Consider the following 25,509-nt stretch of genomic DNA (forward strand, 5'->3'; position numbering starts at 1 on the left):
CCTCAACGAACGATGGCACCTGCACGCATCCTGATTGTGGAAGACGACCGAGTGGTCGCCCGCGATATCGCCCAGCAAATGATCCGCAACGGTCATACGGTGGTCGGCTCGACCGCGCGCGGCGAAGATGCGCTCCTGCTGGCGAAGGAAGTGCGTCCCGATCTCGTGCTCATGGATGTGCGGCTCGAAGGCGAGCTCGACGGTATCGACGCGGCGCGGCTTCTGCGCGAGCAATTCAGGCTGCCAGTCGTGTTCCTGACCGCTTATGCCGACGAGGAAACCGTGCAGCGCGCCACCACGGCCGAGCCGTTCGGTTATGTGCTCAAGCCATTCGACGACACGCAATTGCGCACCGTGGTCGAGATGGCGCTCTACAAATACGCGGCCGAGCGGCGCATGCGCGAAAGCGATGAGCGCTATGCGGTGACGCTGTCGAGTATCGGCGATGGCGTGATCGCAACGGACCCGGAAGGGCGCATCGACTTCATGAACGCGGTGGCCGAACGGTTGACGGGCTGGCCACGCAATGAAGCACGCGGCCGCTTGCTGGGCGAGGTCTTTTGCGTCGTCGATGAAATCACGCGCGAGCCGGTGTCGTCGTTCTTGCGCGCGGATGAAGACATCGGCTTGCCGAGCCGCAATCTGCTGATCGCGCGTCACGGCCAGGAAGTGCCGGTGGAAGCGAGCGGTTCGCCTATCGTCGATGAACGCGGCGAAGGGCTCGGCATCGTGTTCGTGTTCCGCGATGTCACGCAACGGCGGCGCGCGGAAGAAGCGGAGATTTTGCGTGAGACCAATGCACGATTCGAAGCGGCGATGTGCGGATCGAATGTCGGCGTATGGGAAATCGACATGCCCGACGGCGATTTTCGCCACGGCAAGGCACGCTTCTCGAACATTTGGGAATGGCTCGGCTATGGCGGCAAGGAGCCATTGCTCGACTACGAGTCGTACATGAGCGTGGTGCATCCGCAGGAACGGGCCGCGACCGAAGCGGCCGTCGAGCGTTACCTCGAACATGCGGATGGCGTGTTCGAGATGGAGAACCGCCTCTTGCATAGCGATGGCAGCGATCGCAAGGTGCTGGTACGCGGCATGGCAAGGCGCGATGCGAACGGTAAGCCCGTGCGCTTCGTCGGGAGTCTGGTGGACATCACCGAGCTCAAGCACGCCGAGAACGAACTACGCGCGAGCGAGGAACGCTTTCGCGGCACCTTCGAGAACGCGGCCGTGGGTATTGCGCATTGCGACCTCGAAGGCCGCTTTTTGCGCGTGAATCAGCGTGCTTGCGAGATCGTCGGATACGAACGCGATGCGTTGCTCGGCAAGCGCCTGCGCGATGTCACCGACGACGACTTCGTGACCGGAAGCCTGCAACGCTATTTCATGTTGACCGAGGGCGGCGTTTCGCATTACTCGGAAGAGAAACCGCTCGTGAGACGCGACGGTCAGCGCGTGTGGGTCAATTTATCGGTGGCGCTGCAATACGACTCTGCTGGGCACACGAGTCACACCATCGCCATCATTCAGGACATCTCGGCGCGCAAGGCACTGGAAGATGCGGTGCGCGTGGCGCGCGACGCCGCCGAAGCGGCCAACAAGGCGAAGGATCAGTTTCTCGCGAATATCAGCCACGAATTGCGCACGCCGCTCAACGGCATCCTCGGCTATGCGCAAATCTTGCGACGCGATGAAACGTTGAGCCGCAGACAGTTGTCTAGTCTTGGCGTGATCGAACAGAGTGGCGAGCATCTTCTCATGCTCATCAACGATTTGCTGGACTTCGCGCGCATCGGTGCGGGCAAGCTCGAAATGCAGGTGCGCGATGTGCCACTCGGTCCGTTTCTCGATGTCATCGCGGAGATCGTCGGCGTGCGCGCCCAGCAAAAGGGCCTGCAACTCCACTATCATGCGGCGCCGAATCTGCCGCGCGCGATCAGCGTCGATGAAAAGCGCTTGCGTCAGGTGTTGCTCAATCTGCTCGTCAATGCAGTGAAGTTCACGGATCAGGGCGAAGTCAGTCTCGCGGTTTCGGAAATATGGCCCGGACGTCTGCGCTTCGAAGTGAAGGACACGGGAATAGGTATCAGCCCCGACCGGCTCGATGTGATCTTTCAGCCCTTCGAGCAGGCGGGCGAACTCACGCGTCGGAGCGGCGGCGCGGGACTCGGTCTTGCCATCAGCCGGCAACTCGTGCGCATGATGGGAAGCGATATCCACGTCGCGAGTTCGCTTGGCCGAGGCAGCGCGTTCTGGTTCGAACTCGACGCGCCCGGCGCCACGGCGCAACCCGTGCCCGCGATTCTGCCGGTGGGTGTCACGCGCTATGAAGGCCGCGAGCGTCACATACTCGTGCTCGACGATGTCGCGGCCAATCGCATCCTGCTCGTCGATACCTTGCAACGTAGCGGCTTTCGCGTATCGCAAGGAGAGAATGGCCGCGAAGGACTCGCGATGGCGAGCGAGGACCGGCCCGATCTGATCGTCGTCGATACGCTCATGCCGGTGATGGGTGGCATCGAGATGCTGGAGCGTCTGCGCGCGCTGGAAGCGTTACGCGACGTGCCGGTGATCGCCGTATCGGCCGATGCATCGCGCGGCAATGCGCAGGCCAATCTCGCGGCGGGCGCCAATGTGTTCATCGAAAAGCCGCTGAACCTGCATGTGCTGCTCAAGGAAATCACCGGCCTTCTGGCGTTGCAATGGGCGCCGCGCACGGGAAGACATGCTCGGGCCGACGAAGCGCTCGTCGTGCCACCGCCCGAGGAAATGGCGCTGCTGCATCGCTTTGCGCTGCTCGGTTCGATGCGCGACATCATCGAGCGGGCCGAGCATCTGACGGTACTCGACAAGCGCTATGAAATTTTCGCAACGCGTCTGCGATGTCTTGCCGCCGGGTACGAATCGCAAGCGCTGTTGTCCCTGATCGAAGAACATCTGGACCCAAGCACGTGAGTACGCAAGACTTACCCGATACCGCCACGCCAGTCGTTCTCGTTGTCGACGATACCGCAACGAATCTCGGCCTCGTGGTCGATGCGCTCGAAGGAAACAACCTGCGCGTGACCGTTGCGCGCGATGGCCGCGAGGCGCTGGGCCGCGCCGAACTCGTGCAGCCCGATCTGATTCTGCTCGACGTGATGATGCCCGGTCTCGACGGATTCGAGACCTGCCGTCAGCTCAAGGCCAACCCGAACACGCGCGACATTCCGGTCATCTTCATGACCTCACTCACGCAGACCGAGGACAAGATCACGGGCTTCAGCGCTGGCGCCGTGGACTTCGTCACCAAGCCATTGCACATGGAGGAAGTGGCCGCGAGAGTGCATACGCATCTCAAGTTGCGGGCTTTGCAGAAGTTGCAGCGCGAGCAGAATTTGCGGCTTCAGGAAGAGGTCAACACGCGCAAGCAGGCGCAGGAAGCGCTGATCGAAGTCATCAACGGCGTGCGCAATGTGTCGAATGCCATCGCGCATGATTTGCGTACGCCGCTTGCCGAACTGCGTTCGCGTCTCGAAGTGCTGATGATCGGCTTGCGCAAGGAAGGGAATGAAGCCACGCTCGCGCAACTGGAGCCCGCGCTTGCGGATGTCGATCGCGTGATCGGCATCTTCAATGCGCTCTTGCGGCTCGCCGAAATCGATGCGGGCGTGCGTCGCTCGGGTTTCGAGTCCAGCGATTTGCTCGCCATTGTCTCGGATGCAGTCGAGTTCTATCAGCCCGTGGCGGAACTGCGTGGCGTGACGCTTTCCATGACGCAGGCGGACGAACTGTACGCTGTGGTCGATCCCTTGCTGCTGGCGCAGGCTATCGGCAATCTGATCGATAACGCTATCAAGTTCGCGCGTGAAAATGGCGAGGTCGAAGTGTCGCTCCTGGCGCGCGATGACGGCATAGAGTTATCCGTATCCGACGATGGCCCCGGTATTCCCGACGCGGAAAAGCACAAGGTCACCGAGCGGTTCTATCGCGGCGACGCGAGCCGTGGCACGCCCGGTGTAGGACTTGGGCTCGCGCTCGTCAAGGCGGTGGCGACGTTGCATCACGGCAAACTCGAATTCGCCGATAAGCATCCGGGATTAAGTGCGGTACTGACTATTCGGTCGGCTGACATGCTCGCTTCGTAGCGAGCATGTCACGTGCAGCATCAGCTTTGCAAGAACGCCAGTAGATCCGCATTCACGCGATCGGCTTCCGTCGTGCACATGCCGTGCGGCGCGCCAGCATAAACCTTTAGCGTCGCGTTCATCACGATCTCCGCCGTGCGTCGTCCCGACGCTTCTATCGGCACGATTTGATCGTCGTCGCCATGCAAAACGAGCGTGGGAATGTCGATTTTCTTCAGATCATCGGTGTAGTTCACTTCCGAGAATTGCTTGATGCACTCGTACTGGCCTTTGATCGAGCCCATCATGCCCTGCCGCCAGAACTCGTCGATGTTGCCTTGTATGACCTTCGCGCCGTCACGGTTGTAGCCCAGAAACGGTACGGCCAGATCCTTGAAGAATTGCGAGCGATTCGAAGCCGTATTGTCGCGGATGCCGTCGAACACCGACATCGGCAAGCCGAGCGGATTACTCTCGGACTTGAGCATCATCGGCGGCACCGCTCCGATCAGCACGGCCTTCGAGACGCGCGCGCTGCCATGACGTCCGATGTAATGCGCGACCTCGCCGCCGCCCGTCGAATGGCCGACGAGCATGGCGTCCCTCAGATCGAGCGCGTCGAGCACGGCGGCGAGATCGTCCGCATACGTGTCCATGTCGTTGCCTTCCGAAGTCTGGTCGGAGCGGCCATGACCGCGACGGTCATGCGCAATGACGCGGTATCCCTTCTGCGCCAGAAACAGCATTTGCGGGTCCCATGCATCCGCGCAAAGCGGCCAGCCATGCGAGAAGACCACCGGCTTGCCGCTGCCCCAGTCCTTATAAAAAATATTCGTGCCGTCCTTGGTCTTTACGGTGCTCATGGCGTGTCCTTTAGCGATGTTGGTCGAGCGCGTGCGCTAAGAATCATTCCTTGAGCGCGACGCGTGGACCGCATCTTAGCCGCGTGGAAGACGCCTGAACTTGAGAAAAGATTAATTGTTCTTAAGGCGGTTTAATCGCGGTGCATGCTCCCGCCAGCGAAAGGCGAAGTCCTGAAATTCATTTCCTGAAAATCCCACGCGCTAAAAATCGAAGTGCATTTTCTTAGCGAATATTCGTTAAGAACAATTAAGGCATTTTTCAAGGACTCGGCGAAGACGCGTGGCTATCATCCATCTCAATCCTTCCAGCCGCTCACCCGAGCACGGCATGTTCGTCCTGACTGCCGCATCTTTTCCAACGGAGCCTGCAAATGCCGCAAGAACTATTGACCCCGGATACCTGCGCGGTTGCGCTGATCGACTATCAGCCGCAGATGTTTTTTGGCACGACCTCGCATGAACGCACCACCATCCTGCATAACGTGCAGGCTATCGCCAAGGCGGCGAAGTTGTTCAAGGTGCCGACCATTCTCACTACCGTTGCCGCCAAAACCTTTAGCGGCGACATGGTGCCCGAAGTGCAAGGCGTGTTTCCGGAGCAGCAGCCGGTTGACCGTACCTCGATGAACTCGTGGGAAGACGCGGGCTTTCGCCGAGCAATCGAAGCGACGGGCCGCAAGAAGATCGTGCTCGCGGGTCTTTGGACGGAAGTATGCGTGACGTTTCCGACCGTGCAGATGATCGCGGAAGGCTATCAAATCTACGTCCCGACCGATGCTTGTGGCGACATCACGCACGAAGCGCACGAACGCGCCGTGCAGCGAATCATCCAGGCCGGCGCGGTGCCAATGACGTCGCTTCAGTTCATGTTCGAACTGCAACGCGACTGGGGCCGCACCGAGACTTACGAAGGTTGCATGGACATTCTCAAGTCGCATAGCGCGTATGGCATCGGCGTGCGTTATGCGAAATCGATTCTCGGCGAACACGCAAGCGAAGCGGGCTGATTCAGCTCGCAATCGTATCGAAAAGGCTGGCGCGAAGTTCATCGCGCCGGCTTCCAGCAAGCGCCGCGTCGCGGCACGCCTCACACGAGAACGCCCATGAATTCAAGCACGAGCTCAGGCACGGGTTCAGGCACGCCCGCGCGCGCCGATACCGTATTCTTCAACGGCAAGATTGCCACGCAGGACGACAAGCGTTCGTTCGCGGATGCACTCGCGGTTGCCGATGGCAAGGTCATCGAAGCAGGATCGCGTGAAGTCGTGATGCGTCATGCGAACGACGCGACGCGCCTCATTGATCTCAACGGGCGCACCGTGATTCCCGGCCTCAACGATTCGCATCTGCATGTCATACGCGGCGGCCTCAACTTCAACATGGAGTTGCGTTGGGATGGCGTTCCGTCGCTTGCGGACGCGCTCGACATGCTGAGGAAGCAGGTTGCACGCACGCCCGCCCCGCAATGGGTGCGCGTGGTCGGCGGCTGGAACGAATTTCAGTTTGCGGAGCGCCGTGGTCCGACGCTCGAAGAGATCAACGCGATTGCACCGGACACGCCGGTGTTCATCCTGCATCTGTATGACAGCGCATTGCTCAACGCGGCGGCGTTGCGCGCGGTCGGCTATACGAAGGAAACAGCCGATCCGCCCGGCGGCGAAATTCAGCGCGACAAGCGCGGCAATCCGACCGGCATGCTGATTGCGCGGCCCAACGCGGGCCTTCTTTACGCGACGCTCGCCAAGGGTCCGAAGCTGCCGCCCGACGAGCAGCGCAATTCCACGCGCCACTTCATGCGCGAGTTGAATCGTCTTGGCGTGACGAGCGCGATCGATGCAGGCGGCGGATATCAGGCTTATCCCGACGATTACGCGGTCATCATGGACTTGGCGAAGCACAACGAATTGACCGTGCGTATCGCGTATAACCTCTTCACGCAGAACGCGAAGAAGGAGATTGAAGACTTCGCGAAGTGGGTGAAGATGACGAAGCCCGGCGAAGGCGACGACTTCCTGCGCGTGAACGGCGCAGGCGAAATGCTGGTGTTCTCGGCGGCTGATTTCGAAGACTTTCTGGAACCGCGCCCCGACCTGCCCGACACGCTCGAAACCGAACTCGAAGCGGTAGTGCGTCTGCTCGTTGCAAACCGCTGGCCGTTCCGTCTGCATGCCACTTATAACGAATCGATCGAACGCTTCCTCAATGTGTTCGAACGTGTGAATGCCGACATTCCCTTCGATGGCTTGCGCTGGTTTTTCGATCATTGCGAGACCATCACGCAGAAAAATATCGACCGTGTAAAGGCGCTTGGCGGCGGTATCGCAATCCAGCATCGCATGGCTTATCAGGGCGAGTATTTCATCGCACGATACGGCGAGGAAGCCGTGAAGCGCACGCCGCCAATCCGCCACATGCTCGATGCCGGTCTGCCCGTGGGCGCGGGCACCGATGCCACGCGCGTGGCGAGCTTCAACCCGTTCGTCTCGCTTTATTGGATGGTGTCGGGCAAGACGGTCGGCGGCACGGCCATGTACGACGGCGCGAACAAACTCGACCGCATGGAAGCATTGCGCCGTTATACCGTTGGCAGCGCGTGGTTTTCAAGCGAGGACGATCGCAAGGGCGCGCTCGTCGCGGGGCAGTTCGCGGACTTCGCGGTGCTATCGGAAGACTTCTTCACCGTCGATGAAAGCCGCATCAAGTTTCTCGATTCGGTCATGACCGTGGTGGGCGGCAAGGTCGTCTATGCGAGCGACGAGTTCACCCCATACGGTCCCCCGGACTTGCCGGTGAGTCCGTCATGGTCGCCGGTGGCGGAGTTCGGCGGTTATAGCCGTTACAAGCCGACCGCGGTTGCCTGCGTGGACGGTTGCGCGAATCTTTGCAACGTGCATGCGCATGCGCACGGTTTCGCGTGGCGCAAGAACATACCTGTCAGCGACTCGAACGGCTTCTGGGGCGCGCTGGGATGCAGTTGTTTCGCGTTTTGAACAAGGGCGAGTGACGCGATGCCGACCCTGACCGACGGCCTGCTCTTCGGCATCGCGATACTCGTCGTAGACTTCCTCGCGTGGCGCTTCATGGACCGAAGAAGCGAGCCCATGCGGCTTGCGTTTCGTGCGTCCATGTTCGCGTTATCGACGTGGGTGTTGTTCGCGCACGGCATGAATCCGCTCTTTGCGGCGCCCTGGCCCAACGAACCGCTGCGGCATCTTCTTGCGCAAGTGCTGGAGTTGATGTGGTGGCTGCAAGGCGCGCGGCTCGTCACGATCATGCTCGACCGCATCGTGCTGCCCGAGGCGTGGCACAAGGAGCGGCTCTTTCAGGACGTGCTCGGTGCGCTCGTCTATCTGGCTGCCGCGGTCGCGGCCGTCGCGTTCGTGTTGCAGTTGCCCGTGCGCGGGTTGCTGGCGACCTCGGGCGCGGTGGCCATTGTCATCGGCCTTGCAATTCAGAGCACGCTCAACGATGTGTTCTCGGGCATCGTGCTCAACGCCACGCAGCCGTTTCGTCTGGGCGACTGGATCACTATCGGCGATGCCGAAGGCAAGGTCGTCGAGAGCAACTGGCGCGCGACGAGCCTGCTCAACGGGCAGGGCAACATCGTCGTGATCCCGAACAGCGTCGCGGCGCGCACGAACATCGTTAATTCGAATCAGCCGTTCGATACGAACGGCATCAGCGTCGTGCTCTCGGTGGATCCATCGGTGCGTCCCGCTGTCGTGCTCGATGCGCTCGGCGATGCCGCAGCGAGTTGCATCGACGTTATCGGCCGTCCCGCGCCGGTCGTAAGTGTGCGGCGCGCGACCGAAGACGCCATCGAATACGAGATTCTTTGTTACGTCGATTCGCTCGACAAGAAAGTTTCGGTGCGCAGCGATCTCTTCGATCTGGCGCATCGGCATCTAGGTTCGCGTGCGGTCGTGTTGCGTCCGTTGTCGGCGCCACGGCAAACGACGCAAGCCATCGACGAGAAGCTCGTGTTGTTGCGCGACGTGACAATCTTTCATACGCTCGATGCGGACGAACTGAACGAGCTCTCCAAACGCCTCACACGTCATGTTTTCGAAGTGGGCGAAACGGTGTTTGCAGCGGGCAGCGACGAAGGTCAGGCGTTGCACATCATTGCGCGTGGCGTGGCAAGCGTGACGGTGCCGAAAGCATCGCACGATCTCGAAGTGCGAAGACTTGCACCCGGCGATTCCATCGGTCAATCCGGCATTCTCGCGGGCGTGCAAAGCGATGTGACCGTGCGTGCGACGACGCGCGTCGTCGTGTACCGGCTCGACAAGGAGGCGCTCACGCCCATCCTCGCGCGACGTCCCGAGGTCACGAGCGAGATGTGCAGGCTGCTTTCCGAGCATCGTGCGAGCGACCAGATGTTGCGCGCGGTGCCTGCCGGGCAGGCATCGGAACATAGCAGTCTTTTCGGATGGATTCGCGAGAGCGTGAAGCGTTTTCATCAATTGACCTTTTGAGGTCTTAAGGTTTTTTAAGCTTTATCCAAGGCCAATTATCAATCGGCTTGCTAGGCTTTCCCTTAAGGGAGAGACAGCGTTTCTTCTTTAGGAAAGGATGGAACAGAGAACATGGGCTATGTCATTTCACTCGGTGTGGGCTTCGCGGTCGGCCTGCTCTATTGGCTCTTGCGCGTGCAGTCACCTGCGCCGCCTTTGATCGCGCTAGCGGGACTGCTCGGCATGGTACTCGGCGAACACGCAATACCGGTCGTGAAGTCGCAGTTCTTCGCGCAAACCGAAAGCGTGAACGTCGTATCGAAGGACAAGGCAGGCACGTCGCGTGAAGGCGGCTGAGGTTTCACCGGAGAAGTCCCTTGAAAGAGCATGAAGAGACGGTGCTCGCGTTCATAGCGGGATACGTCGATACGCTGGGATTCGTCGCGTTGTTCGGCCTCTTCACGGCGCATGTGACGGGCAACTTCGTGCTGATCGGCGCGGAGGTCGCGGGCGTGGGGCAAGGCGTGCTGCTCAAGCTGCTGGCGTTTCCGGCGTTCATCGTCGGCGTGGGATCGGCGAGCGTGGCGGCAAAGATCATGAAGGCACGTGGCGACGCCTACATCGCCGCAGCATTGCATCTGTGGCAAGCGTTGCTGTTGTTCGCGTTCTTCGGCACAGGACTGCTCGCGTTGCCTATCGATGACGCTTCATCGGGCATGGTGCTGCTCTGCGGCGTGTTGGGCGCCACCGCAATGGGCGTGCAGAACGCGCGCCCCAAAGTCTTGCAGAAGCCCGGGCTGCCCAACACAGTGATGACCGGCAATGTCACGCAGATCGTGCTCGATCTGGTCGATCTCGCGCATCGCGGTTCGCATCATGCAGAAGGGCCGCAAGTGCTTGCGCGTTTGCGCGCCACGCTCACGGCCATGCTTGCCTTTGCTATCGGCGCGGTGGGCGGCGCGCTCGCCTTCGTGCATCTCTCGTTCTACGGCCTGATCTTGCCCATCGCGCTGCTTCTGTTGCTCGCATGGCCGCCGCGCGTTGCCCGGGCGGCGTGACTTATGGTTCGCTCACTTCAAACATCAATGAGTATCGATATGATCAAGCTCGTTCGCTCAAGCGCCATCGCGGCGGCATTTCTCATCGGCATTGCGCCTCTCGCATCGTTCGCGGATGCCGGTCCGCATGACGCTACCGCCGCGTCCGCCATCAAGGGTCGAGTCGCGGTCGGTCCGCAATACGATACGACCCACGTCTACGTCGCATCCGCCGATGTCGATACCTTCGTGCAGAGCTTTCTCGCGACCTTCGGCGGCAAGGCATCGCAGAAGGCGGTTTTCACCGTGACGCCCACGCCGAGCAAGACGGCTTCGCAATACGTGCAGACGCCCGTGGGCATGCTGTCCGTGTTCGGCTTCGAAACGCCCGTGCCTTATCCGTTCGGCAACGAGCGCACGGGCTATCTCGTGACCGATATCGACGACGCCGTGAAGGCCGCGCGCGCGGCGGGCGCGGACGTGATCGTCGAACCGTTCGACGACCCCATCGGCAAGGACGCGATCATCCAGTGGCCGGGCGGCCTCGTCATGCAGCTCTACTGGCACACCAAGGCGCCGAACTACGCGCCGCTGCAAAGCGTGCCCGACAACCGCGTCTATGTCTCGCGTTACGAAGCGAATAACTTCGTGCGCCGCTGGCTGCGCTTTTCTCACGGCAAGGTGGTCTCGGACAATGCGCGTGCCGATGCGGGCGTGATCGGCAAACCGGGCGAGACGTTCCGGCAGATTCGCATCGACTCGAACTTTGGGCGCATGGTCGTCTTCGTAACCGATGGCAAGCTGCCGTTTCCGTTCGGCAAGGAAACGACCGGCTATGGCGTCGATGACCTCGCCGCGACCCTGCAACGTGCGCAAGCGGCAGGCGCGAAGGTGCTGGTCCCGGCTTATGCGAGCGCAAGCTACAAGACGGCGATGGTCGAGTTCCCGGGCGGATATATCGCCGAAATCCACGATGGCCGCTGATCGTTCCAGACGCTGCCGTGCGCTGCGTTCGCTGCGTATGTTCTTGATCGGCACGGGGATCGCGGCGGCGCTGCCCGTATCGGCGGCGGATACGGCGCTCGGCAGCGCAGGCGACGATACCAACGCCAGCGCCGCGCCAGGGGCATCGTGCGCTCGCCCGGCGATCAAGTTCAATCGCTGGCAGGAAGACTGGTCCGTGCTCGGTCTGCCTTGCGTGCCGAAACGCCCGCTCGACGCGCTCAAGTACATTCCGCTGTTCGGCAATCCGGACGCGTATGTGTCTCTCGGAGCGGTGCTGCGAGAACGCGTCGAGATGAACGACGCGCCGCTCTTCGGCTTAGGCTCCGGCCGCGACGATACCTACGTGCTGCAACGTCTCGAAGTCCACGCCGATGTGCATCTCGGCCCCTATGTGCAAGTGTTCACGCAACTGGAAGACGCGCGTCCGTATGGCAAGGACAACGTGACCTCCGTCGACAAGAATCCGCTCGATCTGCGTCAGGCGTTCATTACGTTCACGCATCCGCTCGCGGGCGGGCTCGTCAAGTTTCGCGCGGGGCGGCAGGAGATGGCGTTCGACTTGCAGCGCTTCGTATCGGTGCGCGACGGCCCGAACGTGCGGCAGGCTTTCGACGGTTTCTGGGGCGACTACGAGACCGGTCCGTGGCGCTGGATCGCCTATGCAACGCAGCCGGTGCAGTATCGCTTCAACACGGATTTCGACGATGTCTCCAATCGTCATCTCACCTTCAGCGGCGCGCGCGTCGAACGTCAGGGCGTGGGGCCGGGTGATCTGTCCGCGTATTACTCGCGCTATAACCGCAGCAATGCGCGCTTTCTCGATGCCAGCGGCGACGAGCATCGCGATGTCTTCGACATGCGATACGCGGGCAACGTCTCGCATATCGACTGGGACGTGGAAGGCATGTATCAAAGCGGTCATGTCGGCGAGAAGACGATCAGCGCATGGGCCGTGGGTTCGCTCGCCGGTTACACGTTGGCGGCGGCGCCCTGGACCCCGCGTCTGGGCATTCAGATCGATGCCGCCTCGGGCGATCGTCATCCGGGCGATGGGCGCGTCGGCACGTTCAATCCGCTCTTTCCGAACGGCTATTACTTCACGCTCGCGGGCTACACGGGATACACCAACCTGATTCATATCAAGCCGTCGCTCACGCTCAAGCCCAACAGCAAGCTCTCGCTGCTCGCGGGCGTCGGCTTGCAATGGCGTGAGACCACCGCGGACGCCGTCTATGGACAAGGCTCGGCGGTCGTGCCGGGAACAGCCGGGCGCGGCTCGCGCTGGACCGGCTTTTATACGCAAGTGCGCGCGGACTATAACGTCGCGGCGAATCTCGTGGCCTCGGTCGAGGCCGTGCACTTTCAAGTCGGCTCGTCCTTGCGCGATCTCGGCGCGAGCAATGCCGACTACGTGGGCGCCGAACTCAAGTTCGGCTGGTAAAGCATTCGATGGAGCCTGAGTCATGAGCGATTCCGATCTACCGAGACCGTTCGGGCGTGCCGCGACGCCATCCGAACTCGAAGTGCCTTTTTCCTCGCTTGAATTTCGTCAGCATCAAATGTTTCCGCGTCTCTCGGATACCGAGATCGAAAGCGTGCGGCGTTTCGCGCGGCCCATGTCGTTCAAAAAAGGCGACATGATCTTCGAAACGGGCAAGGTGGCGCTCGGTCTTTTCGTGTTGCTGAAGGGGCGCGTGCGTATCTCTTCGCGCGACAGCTTCGGGCGCTCCACGCTCGTCACCGAACACGACGACGGGCATTTCATGGCCGAGATGGCGCAACTCTCGGGCAAGCCCGCGCTGATCGACGGCGTCGCGCCCACCGACGCCGAAACGCTCGTCATCGAACCCGACAAGCTGCGCGCGCTGATCGTCGCCGACGCGCAACTCGGCGAGCACATCATGCGTGCGCTGATCCTGCGGCGGCTCGGATTGATCGAGCAGGGGCTCGGGCCGATCATCGTCGGCAATGGAGACGATGCGCGGCTGATCCGTCTGCAAGGCTTCCTGCGCCGCAACGCGCACCCGGCAACCGTGGTCGATGCCCGCACCGATCCCGAAGCGGTGACGCTGCTCTCCGGCATGACGACCGGTCCGGACGACTTCCCGCTCGTCTTCTGCCCGAACGGCTACGTGTTGCGCGCGCCGGACGAGGCGCAACTCGCGTCGTGCCTGGGACTCGTGCCGGCGTTCGAGCCTTCGCATATCTACGATGTCGCTATCGTCGGCGCGGGACCGGCCGGGCTCGCGGCGTCGGTGTATGCGGCCACCGAAGGGCTTTCGGTGGCCGTCTTCGATCAGCGCGCACCGGGCGGTCAGGCGGGCGCGAGCGCGCGGATCGAAAACTATCTCGGCTTTCCCACCGGCATCTCGGGCCAGGCGTTGGCGGCCCGCGCGTTTCAGCAGGCGCTCAAGTTCGGCGCGCACCTCGCCATTCCGGGCAAGGTGACGTGCGTCACGCCCGAGAACGACGTCTTCGTCGTCACGCTCACCGATGGCCAGCGCGTGAGCGCACGCACGATCGTGGCGGCGAGCGGCGCGGCGTATCGCAAGCCGGACGTCGAGGACTTCGACCGCTTCGAAGGGCGCGGCACGTACTACTGGGCGTCGACCATCGAGGCGCGGCTCGTCAAGGGGCAGGACATCGTGTTGATCGGCGGCGGCAATTCGGCCGGTCAGGCGATCGTCTTTCTTGCCAACTTCGCGCGCAGCGTGCGGGTGCTCGTGCGCGGCGAAAGCCTGAGCGCGAGCATGTCGCGGTATCTGGTCGACCGCATTGCTTCCCTGCCGAACGTGATGCTCTGCACGCGCTGCACGTTGAGCGGCCTCGAAGGCGACGAGGCGGGCCTCACGCACGTTCGCGTCCATCATGCGGACGAGGCGCGTGACGAGGCCATCGCGACGCGGCATCTGTTCCTCTTCATCGGCGCGGACCCGGAGACGCGCTGGCTCGCGGCGAGCGGCGTCGCGCTCGACAACCGCGGCTTCGTGATGACGGGATCGGGGCGCACGGAACACGGCACGCGGCTGCGCTTCGCGCTGGAGACGAGCGTGCCGGGCATCTTCGCGGTTGGCGACGTGCGCTCGGAATCGGCCAAGCGCGTGGCTTCCGCGGTCGGCGACGGCGCGGCGGTGGTCAGTCAGATTCATGCGTATCTGAGCTTGTCGGTCACCGCCGATTAATAACATTTAAGGACGATTGGCGCGTCTGCCGATTTATGCGTGGCTATGCTTCGTGAGAACCGGTGCGTGCAAGGGAAACGCTCATGTCGAAGTGGAGAAGTCTCGGATGCCTCGTGCTTTGCGTCAGCGCCTTCATGACGACGGACGCGGCATTCGCCCGCGCGCCGATGGTCGGCACGCAAGGGCCGGGCTTTTATCGCCTGATGCTCGGGCGATTCGAAGTCACGGCGCTGTCCGACGGCACGCATCCGTTTCCCATCGATACGGTGGTGGAGGGTGTATCGAAGAAGGAAATCGCCGAGGACTTGCAGCGCGATTTTCTCGATGCGCCGGTTCAAGGCTCGATCAACGCGTTCCTCGTCAACACGGGCGCGAAGCTGATTCTGATCGACTCCGGCGCGGGCGTGTTGTACGGCGCGTGCTGCGGCCGGATGATGGCGAACCTGCGGGCGGCGGGGTATCGGCCGGAAGACGTAGATGAGATTCTGCTCACGCATCTGCATAAGGATCACGTGGGCGGCGTCATCGTCGATGGCGCGATGGCGTTTCCAAACGCCGTGCTGCGCGTGAACCGGACCGAGGCGGACTACTGGCTCGATGCCGCGAACAAGCCGAAGGCGCCTGCGTTCCTCTCGACTTTCTTCGATGCCGCGAGCGCATCCGTCGCGCCTTACGTGGCGGCGGGCCGTTTCGTGCCGTTCTCGGGCGATGTCGAACTCGAACCCGGCATTCGCGCCATCGCGACGCCGGGTCATACGCCGGGACACACGACGTATCGCATCGAAAGCGGCGGCAAGACGATGCTCGCGTGGGGCGACGTGATCCACGTGGCGAGCATTCAGTTGCGCAATCCGCAGGCGTCCGTCGAGTACGACACCGATGCACCGGCCGCGCGCCGTTCGCGTCGCGCCGCGCTCGATCTCGTGGCGCGCGAGGGCGATCTCGTGGCGGCGGCGCACATCGCGTTTCCGGGTTTGGGACATGTGAGAAAGGAGGGCGCCCGCTACGAGTGGGTGCCCGTCAACTACGAAGGCGATCCGGGCCATTGACGCGCCCGGCGCCTGACCACGCGGAGATGCGCGATGCCAGAAGCCCTCGTAGCAGAACGTAGAACCCTGCCGCCGCGTGCCGCAAGAGGGGCTGAGGTGATCGCGAATCTCACGCTCGGCGCGGTCTGGACGCATGTGATCGATGCGCTGCAAGGCGGCAACGACATGGCGCATCGTGCGGCGCTGGAAGCTTTGAAGCGCATGCGCGGACGCGAGACGCAGCCGTTTGCGGACCATGCGCGCATCGAGGTGCTGGAGCGGCTGTCGTCGAGAACCATCGCGATTCTCTGGCAGGACGCGACGCGTTGCCGCTATGCGGATCAGGTCTGGGTGCGTTGCCAGGCGCGCAAGATTGGCCGTTGCGCGCTCACGGGCGCGGGGATCGTGCGTGGCGATATCGTCTACAAGCCGCAACGGCGCAACGCTTCGTTGGGCAATGCACGCGCCATGATCTTGGCTTCCGCGTTGCCCGACTAGGTTCGACGCTGCGCCGCATGTGCAAAACGCATGTGCAAAATTATTGAACGATAAGCCCGGTTTTTTCCAAACATGGGAGAAGGCGGGTGCTCTATGCTTCGGGGGCACTTTCCGGGCGCCAGAATTTTGGGTGCGGCGCCGGGGCTACGTTCAAACCTTCATATGCTGGACCATTGCGCATGATTCGCATCGGACCGCTTCAGGTGGATCTCGAGCGTCGGCAATTGCTGCTCGATGACGAACCTGTTCGACTCGGAAGCCGTGCGTTCGATATTCTCGCCGTGCTCGTGGCCGCCGACGGCGCGCTCGTCTCGAAGAACGACCTGCTCGCGGCGGTATGGCCGGATACGCTCGTCGAAGAGAACAATCTGCAGGTGCACATGTCGGCGCTGCGCAAGGTGCTGGGCGCGAACCGCGTGCTGATCCAGACCGTCTCGGGACGCGGTTACCGGCTCGTCAGGACGAGGCAACCGGCCGATGCGCCCACGAGCGTCGCCAACGCCGGCGTTGCACACAACCTGCCTTCGAATACCTCCCCGCTCGTCGGACGCGATACCGCCATCGCCGATATCCTGCTCGCGCTCGAAGCGGCGCGGCATGTGACGCTGATCGGCGCGGGCGGGATCGGCAAGACGCGGCTTGCCATCGAAGCCGGACGGCGTTCGCTCGACCGCTTCCCCGACGGCGTGTATCTCGTTTCGCTTTCGCCCGCGCAAGATTTGCCAAGCGTGCTGGCGGCGTTCACCGGCACGCTCGGCATCAATCCGGCGGCGGGGTCGCGCTCGCTTGCCGTCATCGCGCAGGAATTGCGGGAGCGCCGCATGCTCGTCCTGCTCGATAACTGCGAACACGTTCTCACGCCTGCGGCGAGTCTCGCCGATGCGCTTTGCACGGTGAGCGATTCCATTCGCGTGCTGGCCACGAGCCGCGAACCGCTCAAGGTGGTGAGCGAGCATCTTTACTGGGTCGCGCCACTCAGCGTGCCCGCGCCAAGCGCCTCGGGCGTCGACATAAAGCGATGCAGCGCCGTGCAACTGTTTCTGGCTCGCGCGCGCGCCATCGACCTGCGCTTTTCGTGCGATGAACGCAGTATGGAACTCATCGGCACCGTTTGCCGGCGGCTGGACGGCATACCGCTCGCCATCGAACTGGCTGCATCGCGCGCCACGATACTCGGTGTCGAAACGCTTGCGGCGCATCTCGATGACCGCTTTCGCATGCTCACCGGCGGCAATCGCACGGCGCTGCCACGGCATCAGACCTTGCGCGCGACGCTCGACTGGAGCCACGCCTTACTCGATGACGCCGAACGCACGACCCTGCGCCGCCTCGGCATTTTCGTGGCGGACTTTTCGATGGAAGCGGCGGTCGCCATCGTCGGCGACGATGCATTGCGCGAGTTCGATGTGATCGCGGCGGTATCGGGACTCGTGGAGAAATCGCTCGTCGCACGGCAGACGGGTAACGGCCGAGCGGCGTATCGTCTGCTGGAATCGACACGCGCCTATGCTTTGCAAAAACTCGATGACAACGGCGAGCGGCAACGCGTAGCGCTCGGTCACGCCAATCATTTCGCGAGCCTTTTGAACGACGACGCGCAGCATGGCGGCGGACATCACTCCGAAGGTTGGCAACGGCGCATGCGCGACATGCTCGGCGACCTGCGCGCCGCGCTGACATGGACGCTTTCGCCCAAAGGCGATGCCATTTTGGCGGAAACGCTGTGCGTGAAATTCGTCTCGCTGCTGTTCGAACTCTCGCTCGTCGAGGAATGCTGCGTGTGGGCGCGGCGCTCGCTTGCCGCGCTGCAAACCGGACGCGAGGCGGAAGCTTTCTCGCATCGCTGCATGCGCGTGCGGATGCGTCTGCAGGCGGCGCTTGCTGCCGCGCTCGTCTATGTGCATGGTCCGGACAAGGAGACTCGCGCGTTGTGGTCGGAAGTGCTGGCGTTGTCGCTGGCGCTGGCGGATCGCGTCTTCGAGGCGCGCGCGCTCTGGGGCATGTGGAACGCGAGCCAAAGCGCGGGCGAAGTGCGCAGCGCGTTGTCGTTCGCCCGGCGCTTTGCGGCACTCGCCGCCGATTCGCAGACCACCGACGCCGAGCCGGAATCGACCGATGTGCTGCTCGGCTATCGGCTGCTCGGCATTGCTTCCCACTATGCGGGCGAACAGGCGAAGGCGCGGGCATCGCTCGAACACTTTCTGCAGCATGCGGCGCGCTTGCAGACGCGTATGCCGCTTGGGAGATCGGTCGATCAGCGGATCGTCGGGGAGGCCACGCTTGCGCGCGTGCTCTGGCTGCAAGGCGCGCGCGACGAGGCGCGGCGGTTGGCCGACGCGTGCGTCGTGGATGCATGCGCCGCCGAGCAGGCTATCGTGACCGCTTATGTGCTGATCGAAGCGCGCATCCCGCTGGCGTTGCTCTCGCGCGAACGGGAGGCGGCGCGGCAGGCTATCGACATGCTGCTTGGGATTTCGATGCGCACGGGTTTGAACGTTGCGCAGGCGTGCGGCGCGGCATTCGACGCGTACCTGATTTCGCTCGATGACATCACGCCCGACGTCCTTCAAGCGTTCGACGCGGCGTTGAAGGAACTCGATACGCTCGGCTTCAACGCGCCGCGCTCCATGCTTGCCGCGCAATATGCGCGTGCGCTCGGGCAGGCGGGACGGCACGGCGAAGCCATCGACACGACCGTGCGCGCGCTCAAGCGTTGCAACGACAATGGCGACGCGTGGTATGCGAGCGAACTCTTGCGCACGCAGGGCGAACTTCTGCTGATGGGGCCGCCGGGCGAGGCCGTGTCGCTCGATGCGGAAGTCTGCTTTGCGTCCGCGCTGGAAACGGCGTCGATGCAGGGTAGCGATTCGTTCTATCTGACCGCGGCCACGAGCTACGCGCGTCACTTGCATGTGAGCGGGCGCAACGCGCAGGCGATGACGGTGCTGGAAACGGCGTGCGCGCGCTTTTCGCAATGGCGCGAGTGGGACGATTTTCGCGCGGCGTTGCGCCTTTTGAACACGCTCAAGACCGCGTGCGATTCCGCGGATTCGGCGGATTCCGCGGATTCGAGGGAAGCGAGGCGCTGAGTTACTTGCTTGCTCTGGCGCGCGAGTTGGACAAACTTGTGCGCGGCTCCGTGCCCTCTGAATACGCTAAGAACGCGTTCGATTCGGCGCATTCGATGGAAGGCGGCGTTGAGCCGATCTCACGCGAGCGCCATGCGGCGATGCGTCCGCCGCACGCCTTTCAGAACCGCATCGCCATCACGCGGCCGCGATGCGTTGATGCGCGGCTTCATCGATCAGGTCCGGGCGATCGAGCTGATCGACCCACCATTGCAGCGCGCGTCCGACGCGATCGCTGCGCCACGCGAGATAGAAGTACGTGATATCTCGCATGCCGATGACTTCCTTGCTGACGAGCGTGCCGCGCCGGAGATGTTCATCGGCGAGACATTCGGGATCGACGCACGCACGCTAACTGACAAGTAAAAGATCGATTTGTTGGCCTTAAAGCGGCTCTTTCCAATTAGACGCTGACACCCGATATACATACTAATGTTTTAACCAACAAATTCGCTTGCATTCAATGAGCGCCATCAATTAAGCGGGAAATACTTTGACTAAAAAAATAAGACAAACCTCATGGTGGAGATTGGAGTTTGTGCTTTATTATTTTTTTGCCTTAGCATTGGCGCATACAAAGATTGTAGATGCTGACATCATAAAATTCGAAACAACGAATCATTAAAAAGCCCTCTTAATCCAGCTGGCTGAAGATGATTAAGTCGCAGGAGAGCACACTTCGGATTACGCGGTTTTAATCGACATAAGTAAAGCCGTTTTGTCGTGTTGTTTTGACGAGCAACACGACCCACGCACATGCGTAGTGATTTTAAATGTTCAATTCTTCGGAATGAAATGAATACGGCAATAATCTTACACCGGCCATTTCCCCAAGAGGCTCTCACTACCTTCCTCAGGGCAATTGGCAACCTCTTCGACGCCAAAACCTATATCATCAATTTCGTGGGATCTCAGTCGGTTTCAATTTCCGGAACACGTCAGAACGGTCGCTAATGTCACCGAATTCGATATGAACTTCATCTGGGTAACTTTTTACGCCGTCGGATTGATGTATCCAGTGCTTCAGATAATCTACCTACGGCGCCAAAAGACGCGGCGAATGATTCTGGTATGGGCGGCCGCGGCATCGCTCGTAATTGCGGGCGGGACATTGACCGCTTGGACGGCGGTTGAAGCGCCTGAACTCAATGTCATTGCAGCATTAGGAATTGCCGTTGCCACTATCGGGGCCGCGTGGGGAAGCATTGGGCTGGTGATCAATCTATGTGTATGGTTTTATAGGCGCATCAGACGATCTCCGCGACCACCTGTATGCCGCTAAAGGGTTATACCGTTTGATCGCAGCGCGGGTCTGTATGCAACTGTTTTTAACCCGCTACCTCGCACGAAAGGAAGCCGTGCATCGCCATCACGCGGCCGCGATGCGTTGATGCGCGGCTTCATCGATCAGGTCCGGGCGATCGAGCTGATCGACCCACCATTGCAGCGCGCGTCCGACGCGATCGCTGCGCCACGCGAGATAGAAGTACGTGATATCTCGCATGCCGATGACTTCCTTGCTGACGAGCGTGCCGCGCCGGAGATGTTCATCGGCGAGACATTCGGGAATGGTGCCGGCCGCGATGCCTTGCAACTGCGCGTGCAGTTTGGCTTCGAGCGACGGCACGGTGAGCACTTCCTGATTCGGCCCGATGGCGATGGTGCGCGGCGCGAGTTCACGCGAGGTATCGCCGATGGCAACGGCGCGGTGCTGCGCGACGGTATCGGCGGAAAGCGGCGCTTTTGCCGACGCGAGCGGATGATTAGGCGCGACCACGAACACATGCTTGAGCGAGCCGATTGGCTTGGCGATGAGATCGGGAATGAGCGGCGGCTCGCCTGCCGCGCCGACGACGAGATCCGCGCGGCGCGTGAGCAGCGCGTCCCACGAACCGCCGAGCACTTCCTTGGAGAGCACGAGGCGCGTGTCGAGCTTGAGACTGTAGAAGGCGCTGACGGGCTTCCACAACATGTCGAATGGAATGATTTCGTCGATGCCGAGCCGCAGTTCCGTTTCCCAGCCGTGCTGCACGCGTTTGGCTTTGCGTTCGAGATCGGCGGCGGCTTCGAGCAAACGGCGGCCTTCATCGACGACGAGGCGTCCTGCCTGCGTGAGCGTCGCGCGCCGCCCGGTGCGGTCGAAGAGCGTCACACCGAGATCGAGTTCCAGCTTCTGAACGAGATACGTCAGCGACGAGGGGACTTTGTGAAGCGCTTCCGCCGCTTTTGCGAAGGTTCCGGTGCGGTCGATGGCGTCGAGGGCCTGGAGGACTTCGAAGGAGAGGTTCATGGGGAGCGTCGGTATCGAAAGGAAAATCCCCTCAAAACGTCTCCACCCAAGGCCGAACCTCGATCTCCCAGGACCACGCACTGCGATGCTGTCGCAGCAGATCCATATAAGTTTGCGCGATGGCATCCGGATCGAGCGTGCTGTCGGGCTTGTCCACGGGATCAGGCCGATGCTCCGCCCGCACGCCGCCATCGACGACGATATGCGCGACATGAATGCCCTTCGGCGCCAGCTCGCGCGCCGCGCTCTGCGCAAGACCGCGTAGCGCGAACTTGCCCATCGCGAAAGGCGCGGAGAGCGCAAAGCCCTTGATGCCCGCTGTCGCGCCCGTCAGCAGAATGGCGCCTTTGCCCGCCGGCGTCATGCGCTTCGCCGCTGCCTGCACCGCGTAGAACGCGCCCAACGCCGTGACGCCGAGCGCTTTCCCGACCTCCGCCGGATCGAGTTCCGCAATGGGACCGCGCACTCGCCCGCTCGCGTTGTACACGACGATCTCCGGCGCGCCGATGCGCGCTTCGGTTTCCGCAAAGAGCCGCTCGACCTGAGCGGGATCGGCGGCATCGACGGTCAGGGCGATGGCGCCGGTTTCATCGACGAGCGGCTTCAGCTTGTCGATGTTGCGCGCGGCAATCACGACCGGCAGACCGGCGTCGCGCAAAAGCCGGGTGAGCGATCCGCTGATGCCGGAGCCCGCTCCGATGATCAACGCGTTGCGGTAGGGCATCTCGGTCATGGTTTCTTCGCCTAAGAGAGCATGGTTCGGTTCGGTTCTGGCGTCGAGGCGCCAGAGCCATGACGAGCATCATAAATGTTGATCGCCAATCGCGCCCGCCCGCACCGAGGCATCAAGGCAAGTGATTGCCGCCTGTCACACCATAGACTTCTCCAGTCACGAAACTAGACTCTTGCGATGCAAGCAGCACGTAAATGGGCGCGAGTTCGGCGGGCTGACCGGGCCGCTTCATCGGCACTTCGGAACCGAATACCTCGATCTTGTCCTGCGGCTGGCCGCCGCTCGATTGCAACGGCGTCCACACCGGGCCCGGCGCCACCGCATTCACGCGCACGCCCTTCGATGCGACCTGTTTGGCGAGCGCATGCGTGAACGCAGTGATCGCGGCCTTCGAAGGCGCATAATCCAGCAAGGACGGGCTCGGCTGATAGCTCTGGATGGACGTCGTATTGATGATGGTCCCGCCCGGCGGCAAATGCGGGAGCGCCGCCTTGCACAGCCAGAACATCGCGAAGACGTTCGTGCGGAAAGCGGCTTCGAATTGCTCCGTCGTCAGATCAGCGATGGTTTCCACCGACGTTTGCTTGCCCGCCACGTTGACGAGAATATCCAGTCCACCCAGTTCGGCAACCGTGCGGCTGACGAGATCGCCGCAGAAGGCTTCGCTGCCGATGTCGCCTGGCAGCGCCACGGCCTTCACGCCTGCGGCTTGCACGAGTTCAAGCACTTCGCGCGCGTCCGGCTCCTCGGACGGCAAATAATTGAGGACGAGGTCCGCGCCCTCACGCGCAAAGGCAATCGCCACGGCGCGGCCAATGCCGCTGTCGGCGCCCGTGATCAGTGCGCGGCGGCCCTTGAGACGGCCGAACCCTTGATAGCTGTCCTCGCCGTGATCGGGACGCGGCTTCATGTCCCGAGCGAGGCCGGGCGCGGACTGCGGCTGGCGCTCGAAGTCGGGACCGGGGTACTGCTTGAGCGGGTCCTGCATCGTGTACTGGTTCTTCGTTGCGGTCATCGTTTCGTTCCTTACTTGCAAAAAGGGATGAGTGTTCGCGGCGTCATTTCAGGGCGCTGATTCTGGATTTAGCGTACGCGACGGTTACGGCTCGGCTCTGCAATGGCCATGCCTACCGACAGCGGTAGTCGCTCGCAGCCCGATCCACAGTCTTCCGATGCATGTGAAACGCACTGCGGCCGTGCGCTTGCGCACAGTCGTCGGAGAGAAAGTCCGTCCCGGCACGCCGCCTGCTTGTCGTAACTCAAATGCTGCAACGGAGAGAGCCATGAGATTCGCATTTCTTCAGAACGTGGACTTCGAACGCGTGTCCTTCGACATGGGTCGCCAGTTTTCCCAGTTTCTGAAGGGAAAAGGTCTGGTCGATGAGGAAAGCGCTGCCCAAAGGAACATCGATTCCGCCGACGTATTCGGCGCGGTCGACGACAGCTTTTCCGAAGCGGTCAACTTTCGCTTCAATGTGCGTGGCGTGGAACACCGCGGGGCCGTCACGCACGACGCCTTGCGCGATCGTCACGGCGTGCCAGGTGTATCCGAGCCCGAACTCGCTCTGTTCATCAGGCATGCGCCGGCAATCGGCCGGGCGGCGATGATCAAGCAGGCGCGCAGCCGATCCGGCTTCGTCGTGCTGGAAAGTGGCGATCTATGACAAGACCTCGTTGGTCGGACTGGTATCGCGGCAATAAGCGTTGTTGAGGTTAATCACAATTGCCGGGGCTTCGACTTTAGGTAGCGCGTCGGCGCCGGTTCGTAGCCAATCATGGAGAAGACATGGAAGATCATAAGGAACAGGACCGCATTCGCCGCCGCGCCTATGAACTATGGGAGCGAGAAGGCAGCCCCGATGGACGTGCCGAAGAATTCTGGGAGCAGGCACGCACTCAACTGGAAGCCGAGGACCCGGAGAGTTCCACGAGCGAAGAACCTGCCACGGCCAGCGCCACGCAAGGCAAGTAACGTCTCTTCGCAGGCAAGGCATCCGATGCGTCACGCGGCGCATCGGAGTTCGATTGACTAGAATACGGGCGCAACGCGTTCTCTCAATCGGACCACACAGACTCCATGCTCGCAGCGCTAGCCACCTTGCTCGTCTTCCAGTGTCTGGGCGAAGGCGTCTCCTATTTGTTCAGCATTCCCGTTCCTGGACCTGTCGTCGGCATGCTCATGCTGCTTGGCTTTCTCGCGATACGTCCGCAGGTAGCCAACGCGCTCGAACCCACCGCGCTCGAAATACTCCGTCATCTTTCGCTACTGTTCGTGCCTGCAGGCGTCGGCATCATGGTGTCGGCGAAAGCGCTGAGTGGAGACCTCGTCGCGGTCGTCGTGGCCATCGCGGTTAGCACGACGCTGGCGATTGCGGTCACCGCGCTCGTCATGCGCGCGATGTTGCGCCGACAGCGCCGCCTCTCCAACGATACGAAAGGCGCCGCATGACCGCGATCCCACGCCTCGGAGGTATTTGGGTCTATCTGGCGGCCACGCCGCTGCTCGGGCTCACGATCACGCTGCTCGCTTACCTCATTGCGCAGCGCATCTACGCAGCCTTCAAATTCAATCCGCTGGCAAACCCGGTGTTGATCGCGGTGGCGATCGTCGTCGTCGTGCTAAAGACCAGCAACACGCCGTACGACACGTACTTCGACGGCGCGCAGTTTGTGCATTTTCTGCTCGGACCCGCGACCGTCGCGCTCGCGTTGCCGCTTTACCGGCAGCTCGCGAATCTGCGGCGGCTCGCGTTGCCGATCATCGTGAGCCTTGCGGCGGGCTCGTTGACGGCGATCGTCTCGGCGGTGTCGGTGGGCGCGCTCATGGGCGCATCGCGCCAGACGGTGGCATCGCTTGCGCCGAAGTCGGCTACGACGCCTATCGCCATGGCGGTTGCCAAACAGGTCGGCGGTGTGCCGTCGCTTACGGCGGTGCTGGTGATATCGACGGGCGTCTTCGGTGCGGTTGCCGCGCGGGGCATCCTCAACCTTCTCCGTGTGAACGAAGTCGAAGCGCGCGGGTTTGCGCTCGGCGTGGCGTCGCACGGCATCGGAACGGCGCGCGCGTTTCAGGTGAGCGAGGAGATGGGCGCGTTTGCCGGGCTTGGAATGGGGCTGAACGGTGTGTTCACGGCGTTCGTCGTGCCGGTGTTGTTGCCGATGCTGGCGCGGTTTGTTTGATG

Annotated in this window: 22 protein-coding genes; 17 read left to right on the forward strand and 5 right to left on the reverse strand. The window is 62.0% G+C overall.

The window, feature by feature from the left end:
• Positions 1 to 12 precede the first annotated feature (12 nt).
• Positions 13 to 2,955: a PAS domain S-box protein gene (locus QCE79_RS20790; protein ID WP_309847515.1), complete on the forward strand. Its 2,943-nt coding sequence runs from the start codon at positions 13 to 15 to the stop codon at positions 2,953 to 2,955.
• Positions 2,952 to 4,127: a hybrid sensor histidine kinase/response regulator gene (locus QCE79_RS20795; protein ID WP_309847517.1), complete on the forward strand. Its 1,176-nt coding sequence runs from the start codon at positions 2,952 to 2,954 to the stop codon at positions 4,125 to 4,127. Before QCE79_RS20790 ends, QCE79_RS20795 begins: the two co-directional genes overlap by 4 nt.
• A 20-nt stretch (positions 4,128 to 4,147) precedes the next feature.
• On the opposite strand, the gene QCE79_RS20800 is transcribed toward QCE79_RS20795, so the two are convergent.
• Positions 4,148 to 4,969, reverse strand: coding sequence for an alpha/beta hydrolase (locus QCE79_RS20800; protein ID WP_309847520.1), 822 nt, complete (start codon positions 4,967 to 4,969; stop codon positions 4,148 to 4,150).
• Between the two features lie 371 nt (positions 4,970 to 5,340).
• On the opposite strand from QCE79_RS20800, the gene QCE79_RS20805 reads away from it, so the two are divergent.
• The 11 genes from QCE79_RS20805 to QCE79_RS20855 all read left to right on the forward strand — a co-directional run bounded on the left by QCE79_RS20805 (position 5,341) and on the right by QCE79_RS20855 (position 19,265).
• Positions 5,341 to 5,976: a hydrolase gene (locus QCE79_RS20805; RefSeq protein WP_244831207.1), complete on the forward strand. Its 636-nt coding sequence runs from the start codon at positions 5,341 to 5,343 to the stop codon at positions 5,974 to 5,976.
• A gap of 96 nt (positions 5,977 to 6,072) precedes the next feature.
• On the forward strand, positions 6,073 to 7,959 hold the full coding sequence (locus tag QCE79_RS20810; protein WP_309847521.1) for an amidohydrolase: 1,887 nt from the start codon (positions 6,073 to 6,075) through the stop codon (positions 7,957 to 7,959).
• Between the two features lie 18 nt (positions 7,960 to 7,977).
• Complete coding sequence (locus QCE79_RS20815; protein ID WP_309847524.1) at positions 7,978 to 9,447, forward strand: mechanosensitive ion channel family protein; 1,470 nt, start codon at positions 7,978 to 7,980, stop codon at positions 9,445 to 9,447.
• A 111-nt stretch (positions 9,448 to 9,558) separates the two neighbouring features.
• Entirely contained in the window at positions 9,559 to 9,783 is a 225-nt protein-coding gene (locus QCE79_RS20820; protein WP_244831210.1) for a DUF1427 family protein, read from the forward strand.
• A gap of 20 nt (positions 9,784 to 9,803) precedes the next feature.
• A complete protein-coding gene (locus QCE79_RS20825) occupies positions 9,804 to 10,484 on the forward strand; it encodes a YoaK family protein (RefSeq protein ID WP_250493938.1) in 681 nt (226 codons plus the stop codon).
• A gap of 27 nt (positions 10,485 to 10,511) precedes the next feature.
• Complete coding sequence (locus QCE79_RS20830; protein WP_370652272.1) at positions 10,512 to 11,447, forward strand: glyoxalase; 936 nt, start codon at positions 10,512 to 10,514, stop codon at positions 11,445 to 11,447.
• Positions 11,371 to 12,909: an alginate export family protein gene (locus QCE79_RS20835; protein WP_404989392.1), complete on the forward strand. Its 1,539-nt coding sequence runs from the start codon at positions 11,371 to 11,373 to the stop codon at positions 12,907 to 12,909. Before QCE79_RS20830 ends, QCE79_RS20835 begins: the two co-directional genes overlap by 77 nt.
• Positions 12,910 to 12,931: 22 nt before the next feature.
• Positions 12,932 to 14,650, forward strand: a complete 1,719-nt coding sequence (locus tag QCE79_RS20840; RefSeq protein ID WP_309847533.1) for an FAD-dependent oxidoreductase — start codon at positions 12,932 to 12,934, stop codon at positions 14,648 to 14,650.
• A gap of 83 nt (positions 14,651 to 14,733) precedes the next feature.
• The gene (locus QCE79_RS20845) at positions 14,734 to 15,699 is read left to right on the forward strand and encodes an MBL fold metallo-hydrolase (RefSeq protein ID WP_404989393.1); all 966 of its coding nucleotides are present in this window, start codon (positions 14,734 to 14,736) and stop codon (positions 15,697 to 15,699) included.
• Positions 15,700 to 15,732: 33 nt separating this feature from the next.
• Entirely contained in the window at positions 15,733 to 16,176 is a 444-nt protein-coding gene (locus tag QCE79_RS20850) for a DUF3331 domain-containing protein (protein WP_309847535.1), read from the forward strand.
• A 179-nt stretch (positions 16,177 to 16,355) separates the two neighbouring features.
• Positions 16,356 to 19,265, forward strand: a complete 2,910-nt coding sequence (locus QCE79_RS20855) for a winged helix-turn-helix domain-containing protein (RefSeq protein ID WP_309847536.1) — start codon at positions 16,356 to 16,358, stop codon at positions 19,263 to 19,265.
• Positions 19,266 to 19,442: 177 nt separating this feature from the next.
• On the opposite strand, the gene QCE79_RS20860 is transcribed toward QCE79_RS20855, so the two are convergent.
• The 4 genes from QCE79_RS20860 to QCE79_RS20875 all read right to left on the reverse strand — a co-directional run bounded on the left by QCE79_RS20860 (position 19,443) and on the right by QCE79_RS20875 (position 23,342).
• The gene (locus tag QCE79_RS20860; RefSeq protein ID WP_404989394.1) at positions 19,443 to 19,577 is read right to left on the reverse strand and encodes a hypothetical protein; all 135 of its coding nucleotides are present in this window, start codon (positions 19,575 to 19,577) and stop codon (positions 19,443 to 19,445) included.
• A gap of 1,096 nt (positions 19,578 to 20,673) precedes the next feature.
• Entirely contained in the window at positions 20,674 to 21,594 is a 921-nt protein-coding gene (locus tag QCE79_RS20865; protein ID WP_309847539.1) for a LysR family transcriptional regulator, read from the reverse strand.
• 31 nt (positions 21,595 to 21,625) lie between these two features.
• Positions 21,626 to 22,327: an SDR family NAD(P)-dependent oxidoreductase gene (locus QCE79_RS20870; RefSeq protein ID WP_309847542.1), complete on the reverse strand. Its 702-nt coding sequence runs from the start codon at positions 22,325 to 22,327 to the stop codon at positions 21,626 to 21,628.
• Positions 22,328 to 22,439: 112 nt separating this feature from the next.
• Positions 22,440 to 23,342 (reverse strand): SDR family oxidoreductase, encoded by a 903-nt coding sequence (locus QCE79_RS20875; RefSeq protein WP_309847545.1) that lies wholly within the window; start codon positions 23,340 to 23,342, stop codon positions 22,440 to 22,442.
• Positions 23,343 to 23,610: 268 nt separating this feature from the next.
• On the opposite strand from QCE79_RS20875, the gene QCE79_RS20880 reads away from it, so the two are divergent.
• The 4 genes from QCE79_RS20880 to QCE79_RS20895 all read left to right on the forward strand — a co-directional run bounded on the left by QCE79_RS20880 (position 23,611) and on the right by QCE79_RS20895 (position 25,507).
• Entirely contained in the window at positions 23,611 to 23,991 is a 381-nt protein-coding gene (locus tag QCE79_RS20880; protein WP_250493945.1) for a hypothetical protein, read from the forward strand.
• Positions 23,992 to 24,113: 122 nt separating this feature from the next.
• Complete coding sequence (locus tag QCE79_RS20885; protein WP_250527200.1) at positions 24,114 to 24,299, forward strand: DUF2934 domain-containing protein; 186 nt, start codon at positions 24,114 to 24,116, stop codon at positions 24,297 to 24,299.
• A gap of 105 nt (positions 24,300 to 24,404) precedes the next feature.
• A complete protein-coding gene (locus QCE79_RS20890; protein WP_309847550.1) occupies positions 24,405 to 24,776 on the forward strand; it encodes a CidA/LrgA family protein in 372 nt (123 codons plus the stop codon).
• Positions 24,773 to 25,507, forward strand: a complete 735-nt coding sequence (locus QCE79_RS20895; RefSeq protein WP_244831223.1) for an LrgB family protein — start codon at positions 24,773 to 24,775, stop codon at positions 25,505 to 25,507. The genes QCE79_RS20890 and QCE79_RS20895 overlap by 4 nt, the downstream gene beginning before the upstream one ends.
• Positions 25,508 to 25,509 lie beyond the last annotated feature (2 nt).

The organism is Caballeronia sp. LZ003 (assembly GCF_031451465.1).
Taxonomy (GTDB): Bacteria; Pseudomonadota; Gammaproteobacteria; order Burkholderiales; family Burkholderiaceae; genus Caballeronia.